General features: G+C 60.0%; 13 protein-coding genes. 5 read left to right on the top strand and 8 right to left on the bottom strand.

The window, feature by feature from the left end:
• Window positions 1-176: 176 nt before the first annotated feature.
• The 6 genes from rpsO to rimP all read right to left on the bottom strand — a co-directional run bounded on the left by rpsO (window position 177) and on the right by rimP (window position 6,759).
• On the bottom strand, window positions 177-446 hold the full coding sequence (gene rpsO / locus BT173_RS05610) for a 30S ribosomal protein S15 (RefSeq protein ID WP_072427656.1): 270 nt from the start codon (window positions 444-446) through the stop codon (window positions 177-179).
• Between the two features lie 94 nt (window positions 447-540).
• Window positions 541-1,473 (bottom strand): tRNA pseudouridine(55) synthase TruB, encoded by a 933-nt coding sequence (truB, locus tag BT173_RS05605; protein WP_072427655.1) that lies wholly within the window; start codon window positions 1,471-1,473, stop codon window positions 541-543.
• On the bottom strand, window positions 1,445-1,831 hold the full coding sequence (rbfA, locus tag BT173_RS05600) for a 30S ribosome-binding factor RbfA (RefSeq protein ID WP_072427654.1): 387 nt from the start codon (window positions 1,829-1,831) through the stop codon (window positions 1,445-1,447). The genes truB and rbfA overlap by 29 nt, the downstream gene beginning before the upstream one ends.
• Window positions 1,832-1,981: 150 nt before the next feature.
• The gene (gene infB / locus BT173_RS05595; protein WP_072427653.1) at window positions 1,982-4,729 is read right to left on the bottom strand and encodes a translation initiation factor IF-2; all 2,748 of its coding nucleotides are present in this window, start codon (window positions 4,727-4,729) and stop codon (window positions 1,982-1,984) included.
• A gap of 52 nt (window positions 4,730-4,781) precedes the next feature.
• Window positions 4,782-6,254, bottom strand: a complete 1,473-nt coding sequence (gene nusA, locus BT173_RS05590; protein WP_072427652.1) for a transcription termination factor NusA — start codon at window positions 6,252-6,254, stop codon at window positions 4,782-4,784.
• Between the two features lie 76 nt (window positions 6,255-6,330).
• Window positions 6,331-6,759: a ribosome maturation factor RimP gene (rimP, locus tag BT173_RS05585; protein ID WP_072427651.1), complete on the bottom strand. Its 429-nt coding sequence runs from the start codon at window positions 6,757-6,759 to the stop codon at window positions 6,331-6,333.
• Window positions 6,760-7,006: 247 nt separating this feature from the next.
• Between rimP and BT173_RS05580 the strand changes: the two genes are divergently transcribed.
• From BT173_RS05580 to dapE, 4 genes are all read left to right on the top strand, one after another.
• Window positions 7,007-8,695, top strand: coding sequence for an AMP-binding protein (locus tag BT173_RS05580; protein ID WP_072427650.1), 1,689 nt, complete (start codon window positions 7,007-7,009; stop codon window positions 8,693-8,695).
• 109 nt (window positions 8,696-8,804) lie between these two features.
• Entirely contained in the window at window positions 8,805-9,956 is a 1,152-nt protein-coding gene (locus BT173_RS05575) for a PilT/PilU family type 4a pilus ATPase (protein ID WP_072427649.1), read from the top strand.
• Between the two features lie 23 nt (window positions 9,957-9,979).
• Complete coding sequence (locus BT173_RS05570; RefSeq protein WP_072427648.1) at window positions 9,980-10,321, top strand: ArsC family reductase; 342 nt, start codon at window positions 9,980-9,982, stop codon at window positions 10,319-10,321.
• 19 nt (window positions 10,322-10,340) lie between these two features.
• The gene (gene dapE / locus BT173_RS05565) at window positions 10,341-11,477 is read left to right on the top strand and encodes a succinyl-diaminopimelate desuccinylase (RefSeq protein WP_072427647.1); all 1,137 of its coding nucleotides are present in this window, start codon (window positions 10,341-10,343) and stop codon (window positions 11,475-11,477) included.
• 65 nt (window positions 11,478-11,542) lie between these two features.
• On the opposite strand, the gene clpA is transcribed toward dapE, so the two are convergent.
• Both clpA and clpS read right to left on the bottom strand, forming a co-directional pair.
• Entirely contained in the window at window positions 11,543-13,816 is a 2,274-nt protein-coding gene (gene clpA / locus BT173_RS05560; protein WP_072427646.1) for an ATP-dependent Clp protease ATP-binding subunit ClpA, read from the bottom strand.
• Window positions 13,816-14,124 carry an ATP-dependent Clp protease adapter ClpS gene (gene clpS / locus BT173_RS05555; RefSeq protein WP_072427645.1) on the bottom strand — a complete coding sequence of 103 codons (309 nt, stop codon included), beginning with the start codon at window positions 14,122-14,124 and terminating at the stop codon, window positions 13,816-13,818. The genes clpA and clpS overlap by 1 nt, the downstream gene beginning before the upstream one ends.
• A 301-nt stretch (window positions 14,125-14,425) precedes the next feature.
• Here clpS and BT173_RS05550 point away from each other — a divergent pair, with 301 nt between their 5' ends.
• Window positions 14,426-14,629 (top strand): cold-shock protein, encoded by a 204-nt coding sequence (locus BT173_RS05550; RefSeq protein ID WP_072427644.1) that lies wholly within the window; start codon window positions 14,426-14,428, stop codon window positions 14,627-14,629.
• Window positions 14,630-14,713 lie beyond the last annotated feature (84 nt).

Raw genomic sequence — 14,713 nt, 5'->3', positions numbered from 1 at the left:
CTCAGCTGAATGACCCTTTTCCGCCGACGCACTGAGCGCGGTTCGCAAACCGACGTCGGGGTTCCAGCCAACTTGCTAGCCATCGGGCGTGGCCGGAACCACTTCACGCCCAACAGAATTCGATACCGCTAAAAGCAAAAAGCCGCTGCAGTTAGCAGCGGCTTTTCTTGAAACGCTTACTTACGCAGACCCAGCTTGGCGATCAGTTCGCGGTAGCCATCCAGGTTGGTGCGCTTGTAGTAGGCCAGCAGCTTGCGGCGCTGGTTCACCATCTTCAACAGACCACGGCGGCTGTGGTTGTCTTTGGCGTTGGCCTTGAAGTGATCAGTCAGACCGTTGATGCGAGCGGTCAACAGAGCCACTTGCACTTCGGTGGAACCGGTGTCGCCAGCGGCACGTTGGTATTGCTTGACGATATCGGCTTTTTGTTCGACGGACATAACCATTGTTACTTACTCCAGATACAGAAGCACCTTGTGGTGCAGACGAGCCAGGCGAGTCGGACTGTGCCAACCCCTCCAGACTCCCAATCAACCCGCGTCAGCTATGAACCACAGTAGACAGCAGGCGGCGCGGATACAGCACTTGATCCAGCAGTTCTGCCAGACCGAGAAAGCTCACCTGCCCAGAACCCGTATCACCATAAACGCGCAAGCCCGCGATTGTGCCATCTTCGGACGGAAAACGCACGGACAATCCGTGGGTTAGCTTATCCGTCGCTGCCGCATCCAGCGTCACCGCCGGCAGGTCAGCCAGCAAACTGTCGGCGGGTAACAGCCGCGCATCACGCTCGGCAAGTGTCATTGCTTCGAACTCGGCTACCGTAATCGTCTCTTCCAGGCGAAAGCCGGCGGTCTCAGTGCGGCGCAAGCCGCTCAGATGCGCACCGCAGCCGAGGCGGGCGCCGATATCTTCGGACAAGGTGCGGATATACGTGCCCTTGCTGCAACGCACATCCAGCACCAGCTCGTCTTCGCTGAACGACAGCACCTCAATCGCATAAATGGTGATGCGCCGTGCCGGTCGCTCGATATGAATGCCAGCGCGCGCATATTCATACAGCGGACGGCCCTCATGCTTGAGTGCCGAATACATGGGCGGGACCTGCTCATACTCGCCGGTGAAGTGGGCAATCGCCTCATCCACGGCGGTACGGTCGGGACGCAACGAGCTGGTCTGCAGCACCTCACCCTCCAGGTCACCCGTGGTGGTGGTCGCGCCCAGCTTGAGCGTTGCCACATAGCGCTTGTCAGCATCCAGCATGCGCTGGGCAAACTTGGTGGCATCGCCGAAGCATAGCGGCAACAGGCCAGTGGCCAGCGGATCGAGCACACCTGTGTGCCCGCCCTTCTCGGCCTGCAGCAGCCATTTGCACTTCTGCAAGGCCTGGTTGCTCGAGGCGCCATAAGGCTTGTCGAGCAAGAGCACGCCGTGTACCGGACGCTTAATCCTTTTTGTCTGCGTCTGCTTCATCGTCGGCCGGCTTGGTGGTCTGCATCGCCTCGTCGATCAACTTGTCGAGCGACATGCCGTATTCGACCGAGGTGTCGTACACGAAATGCAGCTCAGGCATCTTGAACAGCTTGATGCGCTTGGACACTTCGCTGCGCAGCCAGCCGGCCGAGCGGTTGAGCGTATACAGTGACTCGGTCGGATCGCCACTGAGCAGGGTGAAGAACACCTTGGCATGGCTCATATCGCGGGTCACTTCCACGTCGGTCAGGGTGACCATGCCGATGCGCGGGTCTTTCAATTCGAGCCGGATCAGCTCAGCCAGTTCGCGCTGCATCTGCTGAGCAACGCGGTCGGAGCGGGTAAAGTCTTTAGCCATAATCGTGTGAGGTGCCTGGTGCGCGGGGTGAGGTGTAACCCCGACACAGATTGCATTACTGGAAAGGAAAACAGGCGCAAAACCCAGGAGGGTCTTGCGCCTGCCGATGCATTGGAGTGGGCGCACACCTCACGCCGCACCCCTCACACCTCACAGGGTACGTGCCACTTCGATGATCTCGAAGACTTCCAGCATGTCGCCTTCTTGAATGTCGTTGTAGTTCTTAAGCTGCAGACCACATTCGTAGCCAGCCTTGACTTCCTTGACGTCATCCTTGAAGCGCTTGAGGCTGTCCAGCTCGCCCTGGTGAATAACCACGTGGTTGCGCAAGAGGCGCACGCCAGCACCGCGCTTGACGACACCGTCGTGCACGAAACAGCCAGCAATCGAGCCGACCTTGGACACCACGAAGACCTGACGGATCTCGACCGAGCCGATGATCTGTTCTTTCTTCTCTGGCGCCAGCATGCCCGACAGCGCAGCGCGCACCTCATCCACGGCGTCGTAGATGATGTTGTAGTAGCGGATGTCCACGCCTTCGTTCTCGGCCAATTTGCGGGCCATCGCATCGGCGCGCACATTGAAACCGATGATGACGGCCTTGGAAGCCAGCGCCAGGTTGACGTCGGATTCGGTGATACCACCCACGCCCGAGTGCAGGATGTTGACGCGCACTTCGCTGGTGGACAGCTTCTGCAGGCTTTGCGACAGCGCCTCGAAGGAACCCTGTACATCGGCCTTGATGATGATGGGCAGGTTCTGCACCTCGCCCTCGGTCATCGATGCCATCAGGTTTTCCAGCTTGGCGGCTTGCTGCTTGGCCAGCTTCACATCGCGGAACTTGCCGGCGCGGAACAGGGCGATTTCACGCGCCTTGCGCTCATCAGCCAGCACCATCGCATCTTCACCGGCATTCGGCACTTCGGACAGACCGAGAATCTCGACCGGAATCGACGGACCGGCTTCGTTGATGCTCTTGCCGTTCTCATCCAGCATCGCGCGGATCTTGCCGAATACGGCGCCAGCCAGCACGGTGTCGCCCTTCTTCAGCGTACCGCTCTGCACCAGCATGGTGGCGACAGGGCCACGACCCTTGTCCAGACGCGCTTCGATGATCAGACCCTTGGCCGGTGCATCTACGGCAGCGGTCAGTTCCAGCACTTCGGCCTGCAGCAGAATCGCGTCGAGTAGACCGTCGATATTGGTGCCCATCTTGGCCGATACTTCAACGAACTGGGTCGTACCGCCCCACTCTTCCGGCACCACTTCGTGCGCGACCAGCTCCTGGCGCAGACGCTCGATATTGGCACCCGGCTTGTCGATCTTGTTCACGGCCACCACCAGCGGCACATTGGCTGCCTTGGCGTGGTGAATCGCTTCAATCGTCTGCGGCATCACGCCGTCATCGGCCGCTACCACCAGCACCACGATATCGGTTGCACTGGCACCACGGGCACGCATGGCGGTAAACGCCTCGTGACCCGGGGTATCCAGGAAGGTGATCATGCCCTTCTCGGTTTCCACATGGTAAGCACCGATGTGCTGGGTAATGCCGCCAGCTTCGCCTGCCGCCACCTTGGCGCGACGGATATAGTCGAGCAAGGAGGTCTTACCGTGGTCGACGTGACCCATCACGGTCACTACCGGGGCGCGCGGCAGCAGCACATGCTCCTGCTTGTCATCGCCTTCGAGGTAGGCATCCGGATCATCGAGCTTGGCAGCCTTGGCCACATGGCCCATTTCTTCGACCACGATCATGGCCGTTTCCTGATCCAGCACCTGGTTGATGGACACCATCATGCCCATCTTCATCAGCGCCTTGATCACCTCGTTGGCCTTCACGGCCATCTTGTGCGCCAAGTCGGCAACCGAGATGGTTTCCGGCACATCCACTTCGCGGCTGATCGGCTCGGTCGGGGCCTGGAAGCCGTGGGCGTTGTCATCATTCCCACCCTTATTGCGGCCACCCTTCTTGCCCGACTTCCAACCATTGCCGGTGCCGGTATCGCCACCACGGGTCTTCAGACCGCCACGGCGTTTGGCGCCATCACCCCAACCATCCTTGGCCGGTGCAGCCGCGCCCTTCTTGTCAGCGCCAACAGCCGGCTTGGCATCCTTCTTGGCCTCGCCAGCCTTGCTCGGTGCGCGATGCAAGGTATGGTCGGTGGCAGCAGGCTTGGGTGCTGCAGCCGCAGCGGCCGCCGCAGCAGCCTGGGCTGCCTGCTGCTCCAGTGCGGCCTTGCGGGCCGCTTCGCGATCCTGCTTGGCCTTGATATCGGCAGCTTGGCGCTCGAACAGCGCACGCTGACGTGCAGCCTGCTGGGCGCGAGAATCGAGCTCAGCCTGACCCAATACATCAGCACGCGACAGCGCCGGCGCGGGCACAGCTTCAGGCGCGGCCTCAACGGCCACTTCAACCACCACTTCGACAGGCGCCTCCACCACTTCTGGCTGGACGACTTCCACAACCGGCTCTGGCGCAGCCTCAACCACCACCGGCGCTTCCACGACCGGCGGCTCGACCTCGACCTGCGGTGCTTGCGCTGGCGCTTCCGGCTCCGGCGCTGCCTGCGCCAGCAGCTCAGCCTCACGGGCAGCCACATCCGGCGTCAGCAACACGCGCTTCTTCTTCACTTCCACCTGGATGGTGCGGTTCTTACCGGTGGCATCCGACTTCTTAATTTCGGTGGTCTGCTTACGCGCCAAGGTCACCTTGGGCTTGTCCATGGCCTGACCATGCACACTGCGCAGATAGACGAGCAGCTTGGTCTTGTCCTGCTCGGTCAGCGGATCGTGTACACCCGCCTTTTCCACGCCGGCGGCGCGTAATTGGTCCAACAGATGCTGCGGCGGCATCTTCAAATCGGCCGCAAATTGGCTCACGTTCATTTCTGTCATTCTGGGTCCCGTCTCCTTGCCGTGTCCGGCATGCTTCTGCTCGAACGCCTGGTTATTCAAACCAGTGGGCGCGGGCGATCATGATCAATTGCTTGGCCGCTTCAGCGTCGATGCCGGTCATCTCGACCAATTCATCCACCGCCAATTCAGCCAGGTCGTCGCGGGTGGCCACGCCATTGGCGGCCAGCGTGCGGGCAATCTCCGGCGTCATGCCTTCGAGATGCTGCAGCTCTTCCACGTCGTGCTCGACCTGCTCCTCCTTGGCGATGGCCTGGGTCAGCAGGGCATCACGTGAACGGCTACGCAGCTCATTGACCAAATTCTCGTCAAAGCCATCGATGCCGAGCATTTCTTCCAGCGGCACATAGGCCACTTCTTCCAGCGAGGTAAAGCCTTCCTGAACCAGGATCTCCGCCACTTCCTCATCCACATCCAGCGCAGCCATGAACAGAGAGCGCACCTTGGCGTACTCGACTTCATGCTTCTGCTCGGCCTGCTCGAGGGTCATGATGTTGATGTTCCAGCCGGTCAGCTCACTAGCCAGACGCACGTTCTGACCACCGCGACCGATGGCCATGGCGAGGTTCTCCTCGTCGACTGCCACGTCCATGCTGTGACTGTCTTCATCCACCATGATCTTTTGCACTTCAGCCGGCGCCAGGGCGCCGAGCACGAACTGAGCCGGATCAGCCGACCAGAGCACGATATCCACACGCTCACCGGCCAGCTCGCCGGTAACGGCCTGCACGCGCGAACCGCGCATACCGATACAGGTACCTTGCGGATCAACACGCGGATCGTTCGACTTGACGGCGATCTTGGCGCGAGCACCTGGATCACGGGCAGCGCCCTTGATCTCGATCACGCCCTCTTCGATTTCCGGCACTTCCAGCTCGAACAACTTGGCGATGAACTCCGGCGCGGTACGGCTCAGAATCAGCTGCGCACCACGGCCATCACGGTCGATCTTGACCAGATAGGCGCGCACACGGTCGCCCACACGCAGGTTTTCCTTCGGAATCATCTGCTCGCGCGGCAGCTTGGCTTCCAGCTTGCCCACTTCAACAATCGCATTGCCACGTTCGATGCGCTTGATGGTGCCGGTGACCAGGTGTTCCTTACGCTCCAGGAAGTCATTCAGGATCTGCTCGCGCTCGGCGTCGCGGATCTTCTGCAGAATGACCTGCTTGGCGGTCTGGGCGCCGATACGGCCGAACTCGATCGGCTCGAGCGGCTCTTCATAGAAATCACCAACCGACAGGGGCAGGCCCTTTTCCTTTACATCGGTAATGGCGAACTGACGCGCCGGCTCTTCATGGTCGTTATCCTCAACCACTTCCCAGCGCCGGAAGCTCTCGTAGTTACCGCTATCACGGTCAATCGCCACGCGAACTTCCACTTCATCGGCGTAGCGCTTCTTGGTGGCCGAGGCCAATGCCATTTCCAGCGCTGTGAACACAATCTCTTGTGCCACATTCTTCTCACGCGCCAAGGCATCGACCAGCAACAGGATTTCACGACTCATTACTCGAATACCTCCAACCGATATTGCTCAGGGTTTGACACCCAATCTCTCGAAATCTGCCAACGAAGCCGCGCGGTCAAAAGACCGGCACCAGCTTCGCCTTATCGATCTGCGTCAGTGGCACAGCCACTGTCTGTTCGGCGCTCAGGGCCACCAATACCGCCCCGTCCGCAATGCCTTTCAACTCACCCTGCACCGATTTCTTGCCATCCAGCGGCAGGCGCAGCTTGATCTTGACCTGCTGTCCAGCGAAGCGGACGAAGTCCACTTCCTTCTTCAGCGGCCGATCCAGACCTGGCGAGGAAATCTCCAGGCGGTCGTAATCCACGTTCTCAACCAGGAAGACGCGACTGAGGTGATTGCTCACCGCCACGCAGTCATCCAGCGTGATGCCGCCTTCCTTGTCGATGAAGACACGCATCAGGCCATTGCGGGCCAGCTCGAAATCGACCAGCTCGTAGCCGAGACCGGCCAAGGTAGTGTCGAGAAAATGTTGCAAATCCATGATGCGTCGCGCCAATAAAAAATGGGCCCTTGAAGCCCACTCTGTTAAACCTAGAATTGAAATCTCCGCTATTTTAGCCACTTAGCAGCGGAAACGGAACCCCAATATAGGGAAATGGGCATCAAGCACTCGCTTGATTGGTGCTTGGCGAGGCGAGATTGATTCCGGTACAGTGCCAGTCGGTAGCGCGCAGGGGCGCACGTGCCGCCGCCTTGCGGCGGAAAGAATAGAAAACACGGAGACAGCAATGGAAAAAGTCTGGTTGAACCAGTACCAAGCAGGCGTACCGGCCGAGATCGATGTCAACGAATTCAAATCGGCCGGGGAAGTTTTCGAGAAGAGCGCCAGCAAGTTCCGTGATCGGCCGGCCTTCAGCAATTCCATCAAGTTTGCCCAACGCACCATGAGCTATGGCGAGATCGATGCAGCCTCGCGCGATCTGGGCGCCTATCTGCAGCACGAGCTCAAGCTCGGCAAGGGCGAACGCGTCGCGGTGATGATGCCCAATCTGCTGCAATACCCGGTGTGCGTATTCGGCATCTTGCGCGCCGGCCTCACCGTGGTGAACGTCAACCCGCTCTATACGCCGCGCGAACTCGAACATCAGCTAAAAGACTCCGGCGCCACTACCATCATCATCGTGGCCAATTTTGCTCACGTACTGGCAGAAGTGATCTCGCGTACACCGGTCAAGAATGTGATCGTGACCGAGATGGGCGATATGCTCGGCTTCAAGGGCTCGATCATCAGCTTCCTGCTCAAGCATGTGAAGAAGATGGTGCCGGCCTACTCGCTGCCCCAGGCGGTCGCCTTCAACGGCGCGCTGGCCATCGGCAAGCGGCACGAACTGAAGAAGGTGGAAGTCGGCCATGATGATATCGCCTTTCTGCAGTACACGGGCGGCACGACCGGCGTATCCAAGGGCGCCATGCTGACTCACCGTAATATCATCGCCAATATGCAGCAGGCACATGCCTGGCTGAAGCCGATGGTGAAGGAAGGCGAGGAAATCATCGTCTGCGCCCTGCCGCTTTACCATATCTTCTCGCTGACCGCGAATTGCATGGTCTTCTCCAAGATCGGCGGCCAAAACGTGCTGATCACCAATCCGCGCGACATTCCCGCCTTCGTGGAAGAACTGGCCAAGTTCCCGATCACCTGCATGACTGGCGTGAATACGCTCTTCAATGCACTGACCAATAATGCCGACTTCAAGAAGCTCAACTTCAAGACCTGGAAGCTAGCCCTGGGTGGCGGCATGGCGGTGCAGAAGGCCGTGGCTGAGCACTGGAAGGAAATGACTGGTGTGCCGCTGATTGAAGCCTACGGCCTGACCGAGACTTCGCCCGCTGCCTGCATCAACCCGATGAACCTGAAGTCCTACAACGGCGCCATCGGCCTGCCGGTTCCTTCCACCGATATCCAGATCCGCGATGCGGATGGCAAGGAAGTGGGCTTCGAAACCGCCGGCGAGCTGTGGATCAAGGGCCCGCAGGTGATGAAGGGCTATTGGAATCGCCCAGAGGAGACCGCCAAGGTGATCGATGCCGACGGCTGGCTGGCGACTGGCGATATGGCCATCGTGCATCCGGATGGCTTTGTGAAGCTGGTCGACCGCAAGAAGGACATGGTGCTGGTGTCGGGCTTCAATGTATATCCGAACGAAGTCGAAGACGTGGTGGCCATGCACCCGGGCGTGCTGGAAGTCGCATGTATCGGCGTGCCGGACGACAAGTCGGGCGAGGTGGTGAAGATCTTCGTGGTGAAGAAGGATGCCAACCTGACCAGCGAGGCGGTCATCGAGCACTGCAAGAAGAATATGACCGGCTACAAGGTGCCGCGCTACGTCGAGTTCCGCAGCGAACTGCCGAAGACCAATGTCGGCAAGATTCTGCGGCGCGCACTGCGCGACGAGGAGCTGGCCAAGGCCAAGTAAGCCGCCTTTGCCATACCAGCCACAAGGAAACCCGCCCACCGTGGCGGGTTTCGTATTTCTGCCGTGCTAAACTCGTCACGATTCCATGCTCCGGGCATATAGCTAAGCCATGAACCTGCTCCCTTTCTTCAAAATGATGGCGGAACGCCAAGCCAGCGACCTGTTCCTGACCGTGGGTAGCCCCATCCAAGTCAAGATTCAGGGCGTGCTTTACCCTGTGAACAAGCAGGTGCTGGATGCACAGCAGGTCAAGGCACTGGCCTATGAGTTGATGAGCGAAGATCAGCGCCATACCTTCGAAGCCGAGTGGGAAATGAACTTCGGCTATCTGCTGGAAGGCGTGGGCAACTTCCGGGTCAATATCTTCCGCCAGCGCGGTACCACCGGCATGGTGGTGCGCTATATCAAGGCCATCTCGCCCAGCATTGACGATCTGCGCCTGCCCGAAGCCCTGAAGTCGCTGATCATGGAGAAGCGTGGTTTAATCTTCGTGGTCGGTTCGACCGGTTCGGGCAAGACCTCGACCATCACCGCCATGCTCGAGCACCGCAACCACACCTCGCCCGGCCATATCCTGACCATCGAAGACCCGATCGAGTACATCTACCCGCATCGCAAGAGCATCGTAAACCAGCGCGAAGTCGGCATCGATACGCATAGTTTTTCCGATGCCCTGAAGAACGCCATGCGCGAGGCCCCCGACGTGCTGATGATTGGTGAGATCCGCGACAAGATGACCATGCAGCACGCGCTCACCTATGCGCAGGCCGGCCATCTGATCGTGTCGACCCTGCACGCGAACAATAGCTACCACTCGATGAACCGCATCATCAACTTCTTCCCGCACGAGGCGCGCGAGAGCCTGCTGATGGATTTGTCGGTGGCACTGAAGGCGGTGATCTCGCAACGTCTGGTCAAGAATCAGCAAGGCCAGCTGGTGCCGGCCGTCGAGGTGATGGTCAATAGCAGCCGGATCGCCGAACTGATCAAGAACGGCGAGATCGACCAGATGAAGGAGGCCATGGAGCAGAGCCTCTACCAGGGTTCACAAACCTTCGAGCAGGCACTTTACAAGCTCTACAAGGCCGGCGAGATCACTTATGAGGAAGCGCTGGCCAATGCCGACTCAGCCACCAATCTGGCCTGGCTGGTTAATAACGCGCAATCGCAAGAAGAGCAGGAAGCGGATCGTCACCAACGCCGCCAAGCTCAGGCCGCCGCGCCGGAGCCCGAAGTTAGCTTCGATATCGACCTGCACTAATCACCCCAAGCAAGTACAAACAGATGAAGCTCTACGGCATTCCCAACTGCGATACGGTCAAGAAGGCGCGTACCTGGCTGAACGAACACGGCAAGGCGCACGAATTCCACGACTTCAAGAAACAAGGCCTGAGCGCCGCGCTGCTGCAAAGCTGGGTAGACCAGCTGGGCTGGCAGGTGCTGGTCAACAAGCAGGGCACAACCTGGCGCAAGCTCAGCCCCGAGCAGCAGGCTGCGGTGGTCGATGCACCGAGCGCGATTGCGCTGATGCTCAGCCAGCCCTCGCTGATCAAGCGGCCGGTGCTCGCGCATGGTGAACAGCTGCTGGTCGGCTTCAAGCCCGAGCAATACCAAGGCCTAGCCTGAAGCGCCACGCCTAATCGTCATGTCTAAAGATGACCCAACCCTGACACTGACCCGGCAGCTGATCGGTCTGCATTCGATCACCCCGGCCGACGCCGGCTGCCAAGACATCCTGATCGCACGCTTGGCGGCGCTCGGCTTCACGATTGAGCGCATGCGACATGGCGAGGTGGAGAACTTCTGGGCACGGCGCGGCCAGCAAGCGCCGCTGCTGTGCTTTGCCGGCCACACCGATGTGGTGCCGACCGGCCCACACGAGCAATGGCATAGCGCCCCCTTTGAGCCTGCGGAACGTGACGGCCTGCTGTTTGGACGCGGCGCGGCCGATATGAAGGCCTCGCTGGCCAGCTTCGTGGTAGCGGTCGAGCAGTTCCTCGCCCAGCATCCCGAACCGCGCGGCTCGATTGCCTTCCTGATCACCTCAGACGAGGAAGGTCCGGCCGTGGACGGCACGGTGCGCGTGGTGGAGACCCTGGCCGAGCGCGGCGAGTGTATCGACTACTGCATCGTCGGCGAGCCGACCTCCGCGCAGCAGTTTGGCGACACCATCAAGAATGGCCGGCGCGGCTCGCTGTCGGGTCTGCTGCGCGTCTACGGCGTGCAAGGGCATATCGCCTATCCGCAGCTGGCACGTAACCCGGTGCACCAGGCTGCGCCGGCCCTGGCCGAGTTGGCCGCCACCGTATGGGATGAGGGCAATGCCCACTTCCCACCCACCAGCTGGCAGATCTCGAACATCCATGCCGGCACCGGCGCGGGCAATGTGATCCCGGGCGAGCTGCAGCTGCAGTTCAATTTCCGCTATGGCACGGCCAGCACGGCCGAAAGCCTGAAGGCGCGCCTGGAGGCCATCCTGAGCCGCCACGGGCTCGACTACGAGGTGCACTGGACACTGTCCGGCCGTCCCTTCCTGACCGAGCCGGGTAAGCTGTCGCAGGCCTTGCAGCAGGCGATACGGGAGCACACCGGTCTGGATGCCGCACTCTCCACCACGGGTGGCACCTCAGACGGGCGCTTTATCGCCGCCATCTGCCCTCAGGTGGTGGAATTCGGTCCGCTCAATGCCACCATCCATAAGCTCAATGAGTGCGTGGCGGTGGCCGATCTACCCAAGCTCACCAATGTCTACCGCCGTAGCCTAGAGCTGCTGCTGACCTAGTCCCACCGCACACAAAACAAAGCCCCGCCGTAGCGGGGCTTGTCGTTTCAGTGCCAGTAAGGCAATCAAGCCGGCGTAGGCTCGGTCTCCTGGATATCGAGCTGGATCTGGCCCTGCTCGTCCACGCTGATGCTGACCTCGCCACCACCCGCCAGACGGCCGAACAAGAGCTCGTCGGCCAGCGCCTTGCGTATGGTGTCCTGAATCAGGCGTGCCATCGGCCGTGCCCCCATCAGCGGATCGAAGCCATGCTTGGCCAGATAGGCCTTCAGCGCCTCGCTGAAGTGGGCCTCGACCTTCTTCTCGTGCAACTGGCTCTCCAGCTGCATGAGGAACTTGTCCACCACCTGCAGGATGATTTCCTGGTTCAGCGGGGCAAAGCTGATGGTCGCATCGAGACGGTTGCGGAACTCGGGCGTGAACATGCGCTTAATCTCGGCCAACTCGTCGCCCACCGCCTTATTCGAGGTGAAGCCGATGCTGGTCTTGTTCAGCGCCTCGGCACCCGCATTGGTGGTCATGATGATGATCACATTGCGGAAGTCCGCCTTGCGGCCGTTGTTATCGGTCAAGGTGCCGTGGTCCATCACCTGCAGCAGCACATTGAAGATATCCGGGTGCGCCTTCTCGATCTCGTCCAGCAGCAGCACCGCATACGGATGCTTGGTGATCGCCTCGGTCAATAGACCACCTTGGTCAAAGCCCACATAGCCGGGTGGCGCGCCGATCAGCCGGCTGACCGCGTGCCGCTCCATATACTCGGACATATCAAAGCGGATCAGCTCGATGCCCATGGTATAGGCAAGCTGGCGCGCAACCTCGGTCTTGCCCACCCCGGTCGGGCCGGAGAACAGGAAGGAGCCAATCGGCTTTTGCGGATTGCCCAGGCCTGCACGTGCCATCTTGATGGCCGAGGCCAGCGAGTCTATCGCCTTGTCCTGGCCGAACACCACATTCTTCAGATCGCGATCCAGCGTCTTCAGCGTATTGCGGTCATCGGTCGACACGCTCTTGGGCGGAATGCGTGCGATCTTGGCCACGATCTCCTCGACCTCGCCCTTGCCGATGGTCTTCTTCTGACGCGACTTGGGCAGGATCTTCTGTGCCGCACCGGCTTCGTCGATCACATCGATGGCCTTGTCGGGCAGATGGCGGTCATTGATGTACTTGGCCGATAGCTCGGCCGCGGTAGCCAGAGCCGCCGCCGTGTACTTGACGCCGTGGTGCTCCTCGAAGCGGCTCTTCAGACCCTTGAGGATCTCAACCGTCTGCTCGACCGTCGGCTCCGCCACATCAATCTTCTGGAAGCGACGCGACAGCGCATTGTCTTTTTCAAAGATGCCGCGGAATTCGGTATAGGTGGTTGCTCCGATGCACTTGAGCGTGCCATTGCTCAGCGAGGGCTTGAGCAGATTGGATGCATCCAGCGTGCCGCCGGAAGCCGCACCGGCGCCCACCACGGTGTGGATCTCATCGATGAACAGGATGCCATTGCGCTCTTCGGCCAGCTGCTTGATGACGGCCTTCAGGCGCTGCTCGAAATCACCGCGGTACTTGGTGCCGGCCAGCAAGGCGCCCATATCGAGCGCATACACGGTCGCATCGACGAGGATGTCGGGCACGTCGCCATCGACGATGCGCTTGGCCAGGCCCTCGGCAATCGCCGTCTTGCCCACACCAGCCTCGCCAACCAGCAGCGGATTGTTCTTGCGCCGGCGGCACAGTACCTGGATGACCCGCTCGATCTCGGCATCACGACCAATCAGCGGGTCGATACGGCCTTGTGCAGCGGCCTGGTTCAGGTTCAGGGTGAAGCTCTCCAGCGCACCATGGCCCTGTTGCTCGGCTTCGCTCTCGTGCTCGCTATCGCCCTTGGGTGCGGCCTGGCCGCCCCCGCTCTGCGGCGCCACCTTGCTGATGCCGTGCGAGATGAAATTGACCACATCGAGGCGGGTAATGCCCTGTTGGTGCAGAAAGTACACCGCGTGCGAATCCTTTTCGCCAAAGATGGCCACCAGCACATTGGCGCCGGTTACCTCCTTCTTGCCGGAGGACTGCACATGCAGGATGGCGCGCTGGATCACGCGCTGAAAGCCGATGGTAGGCTGGGTCTCGACTTCGCTGCTACCCGCCACCAGAGGGGTGTGCTCGGCCACGAAGTCGGTCAGCTCGCGACGCAGCTGCTCGATCTTGGCACCGCAGGCGCGCAGCACCTCCGCGGCGCTCTGGTTGTCCAGCATGGCCAGCAACAGGTGCTCGACCGTAATGTATTCATGGCGCTTCTGGCGTGCCTCCATGAAAGCCGTGTGCAGGCTGACTTCCAGTTCCTGGGCGATCATCAGTTTTCCTCCATGACACATTGCAGCGGATGCTGGTGCTGACGCGAAAAATCCATTACCTGGGACACCTTGGTGGCGGCCACGTCCTTGACGTAGAGGCCGCACACCCCTTTGCCCTCGGTATGTACTTTGAGCATCACGCGATTGGCCCGTTCATGGTCCATCCCGAAAAATTCCTGCAGCACGATCACGACAAACTCCATCGGGGTGAAATCATCATTGAGCAGCAGGACTTTATACAGCGGCGGCGGTTGCAGCTTGAGCGGAGACTTGGCGAGCTCAACGCCGTCATTGTGTTGGGTGGACATGGTCGGGCAGATAAGAAGATCAGTTGCTACCGTAACTTAATTTTGGCCTGACTGGGCCGCTTTTCAAGTGATGTATTTCGCCGACAGGCTGACTGGCGCTTGTATTGGGCGCTTGACGCCCCCATGCCACGGGCGTAAAAGGCGAAACGTTTGGATTCAAGTTGGTAGCTAGTACCGGCTGTCGGCTGTACGCGGTTGTCGTAGTACAAGAAGTGCCAGTCTCGCGAGCCTTGAACCATAACAACACCCAAGCGGCTCGCCGCTTAACTATCTTCGCAACCGCAATTAAGGAATTAGCACCATGGCAACTGGTACCGTCAAATGGTTTAACGACGCCAAGGGTTTCGGTTTCATCACCCCCGATGATGGTGGTGAAGACCTGTTCGCCCACTTCTCGGCGATCAATATGAACGGCTTCAAGACCCTGAAGGAAGGCCAAAAGGTTTCCTTCGACGTGACCCAAGGTCCGAAGGGCAAGCAAGCTTCGAACATTCAGAACGCCTAAGCGTCGAGAAAGTTCAAGAAAACCCCGCTTCGGCGGGGTTTTTTATTGCCTGCGTCCGATGACAGACGGCAAGCGGCAAAAACA

This window comes from Chitinimonas taiwanensis DSM 18899 (assembly GCF_900119825.1).
In the GTDB taxonomy this organism is placed as follows: Bacteria; Pseudomonadota; Gammaproteobacteria; order Burkholderiales; family Chitinimonadaceae; genus Chitinimonas; species Chitinimonas taiwanensis.
This window is presented reverse-complemented; position numbering and strand designations above follow the sequence as displayed.

Bases quoted from the DNA above. Each gene is read 5' to 3' on its own strand.
- rpsO (WP_072427656.1), bottom strand. From the start codon at position 446: ATGGTTATGTCCGTCGAACAAAAAGCCGATATCGTCAAGCAATACCAA.
- truB (WP_072427655.1), bottom strand. From the start codon at position 1,473: ATGAAGCAGACGCAGACAAAAAGGATTAAGCGTCCGGTACACGGCGTG.
- rbfA (WP_072427654.1), bottom strand. From the start codon at position 1,831: ATGGCTAAAGACTTTACCCGCTCCGACCGCGTTGCTCAGCAGATGCAG.
- infB (WP_072427653.1), bottom strand. From the start codon at position 4,729: ATGACAGAAATGAACGTGAGCCAATTTGCGGCCGATTTGAAGATGCCG.
- nusA (WP_072427652.1), bottom strand. From the start codon at position 6,254: ATGAGTCGTGAAATCCTGTTGCTGGTCGATGCCTTGGCGCGTGAGAAG.
- rimP (WP_072427651.1), bottom strand. From the start codon at position 6,759: ATGGATTTGCAACATTTTCTCGACACTACCTTGGCCGGTCTCGGCTAC.
- BT173_RS05580 (WP_072427650.1), top strand. From the start codon at position 7,007: ATGGAAAAAGTCTGGTTGAACCAGTACCAAGCAGGCGTACCGGCCGAG.
- BT173_RS05575 (WP_072427649.1), top strand. From the start codon at position 8,805: ATGAACCTGCTCCCTTTCTTCAAAATGATGGCGGAACGCCAAGCCAGC.
- BT173_RS05570 (WP_072427648.1), top strand. From the start codon at position 9,980: ATGAAGCTCTACGGCATTCCCAACTGCGATACGGTCAAGAAGGCGCGT.
- dapE (WP_072427647.1), top strand. From the start codon at position 10,341: ATGTCTAAAGATGACCCAACCCTGACACTGACCCGGCAGCTGATCGGT.
- clpA (WP_072427646.1), bottom strand. From the start codon at position 13,816: ATGATCGCCCAGGAACTGGAAGTCAGCCTGCACACGGCTTTCATGGAG.
- clpS (WP_072427645.1), bottom strand. From the start codon at position 14,124: ATGTCCACCCAACACAATGACGGCGTTGAGCTCGCCAAGTCTCCGCTC.
- BT173_RS05550 (WP_072427644.1), top strand. From the start codon at position 14,426: ATGGCAACTGGTACCGTCAAATGGTTTAACGACGCCAAGGGTTTCGGT.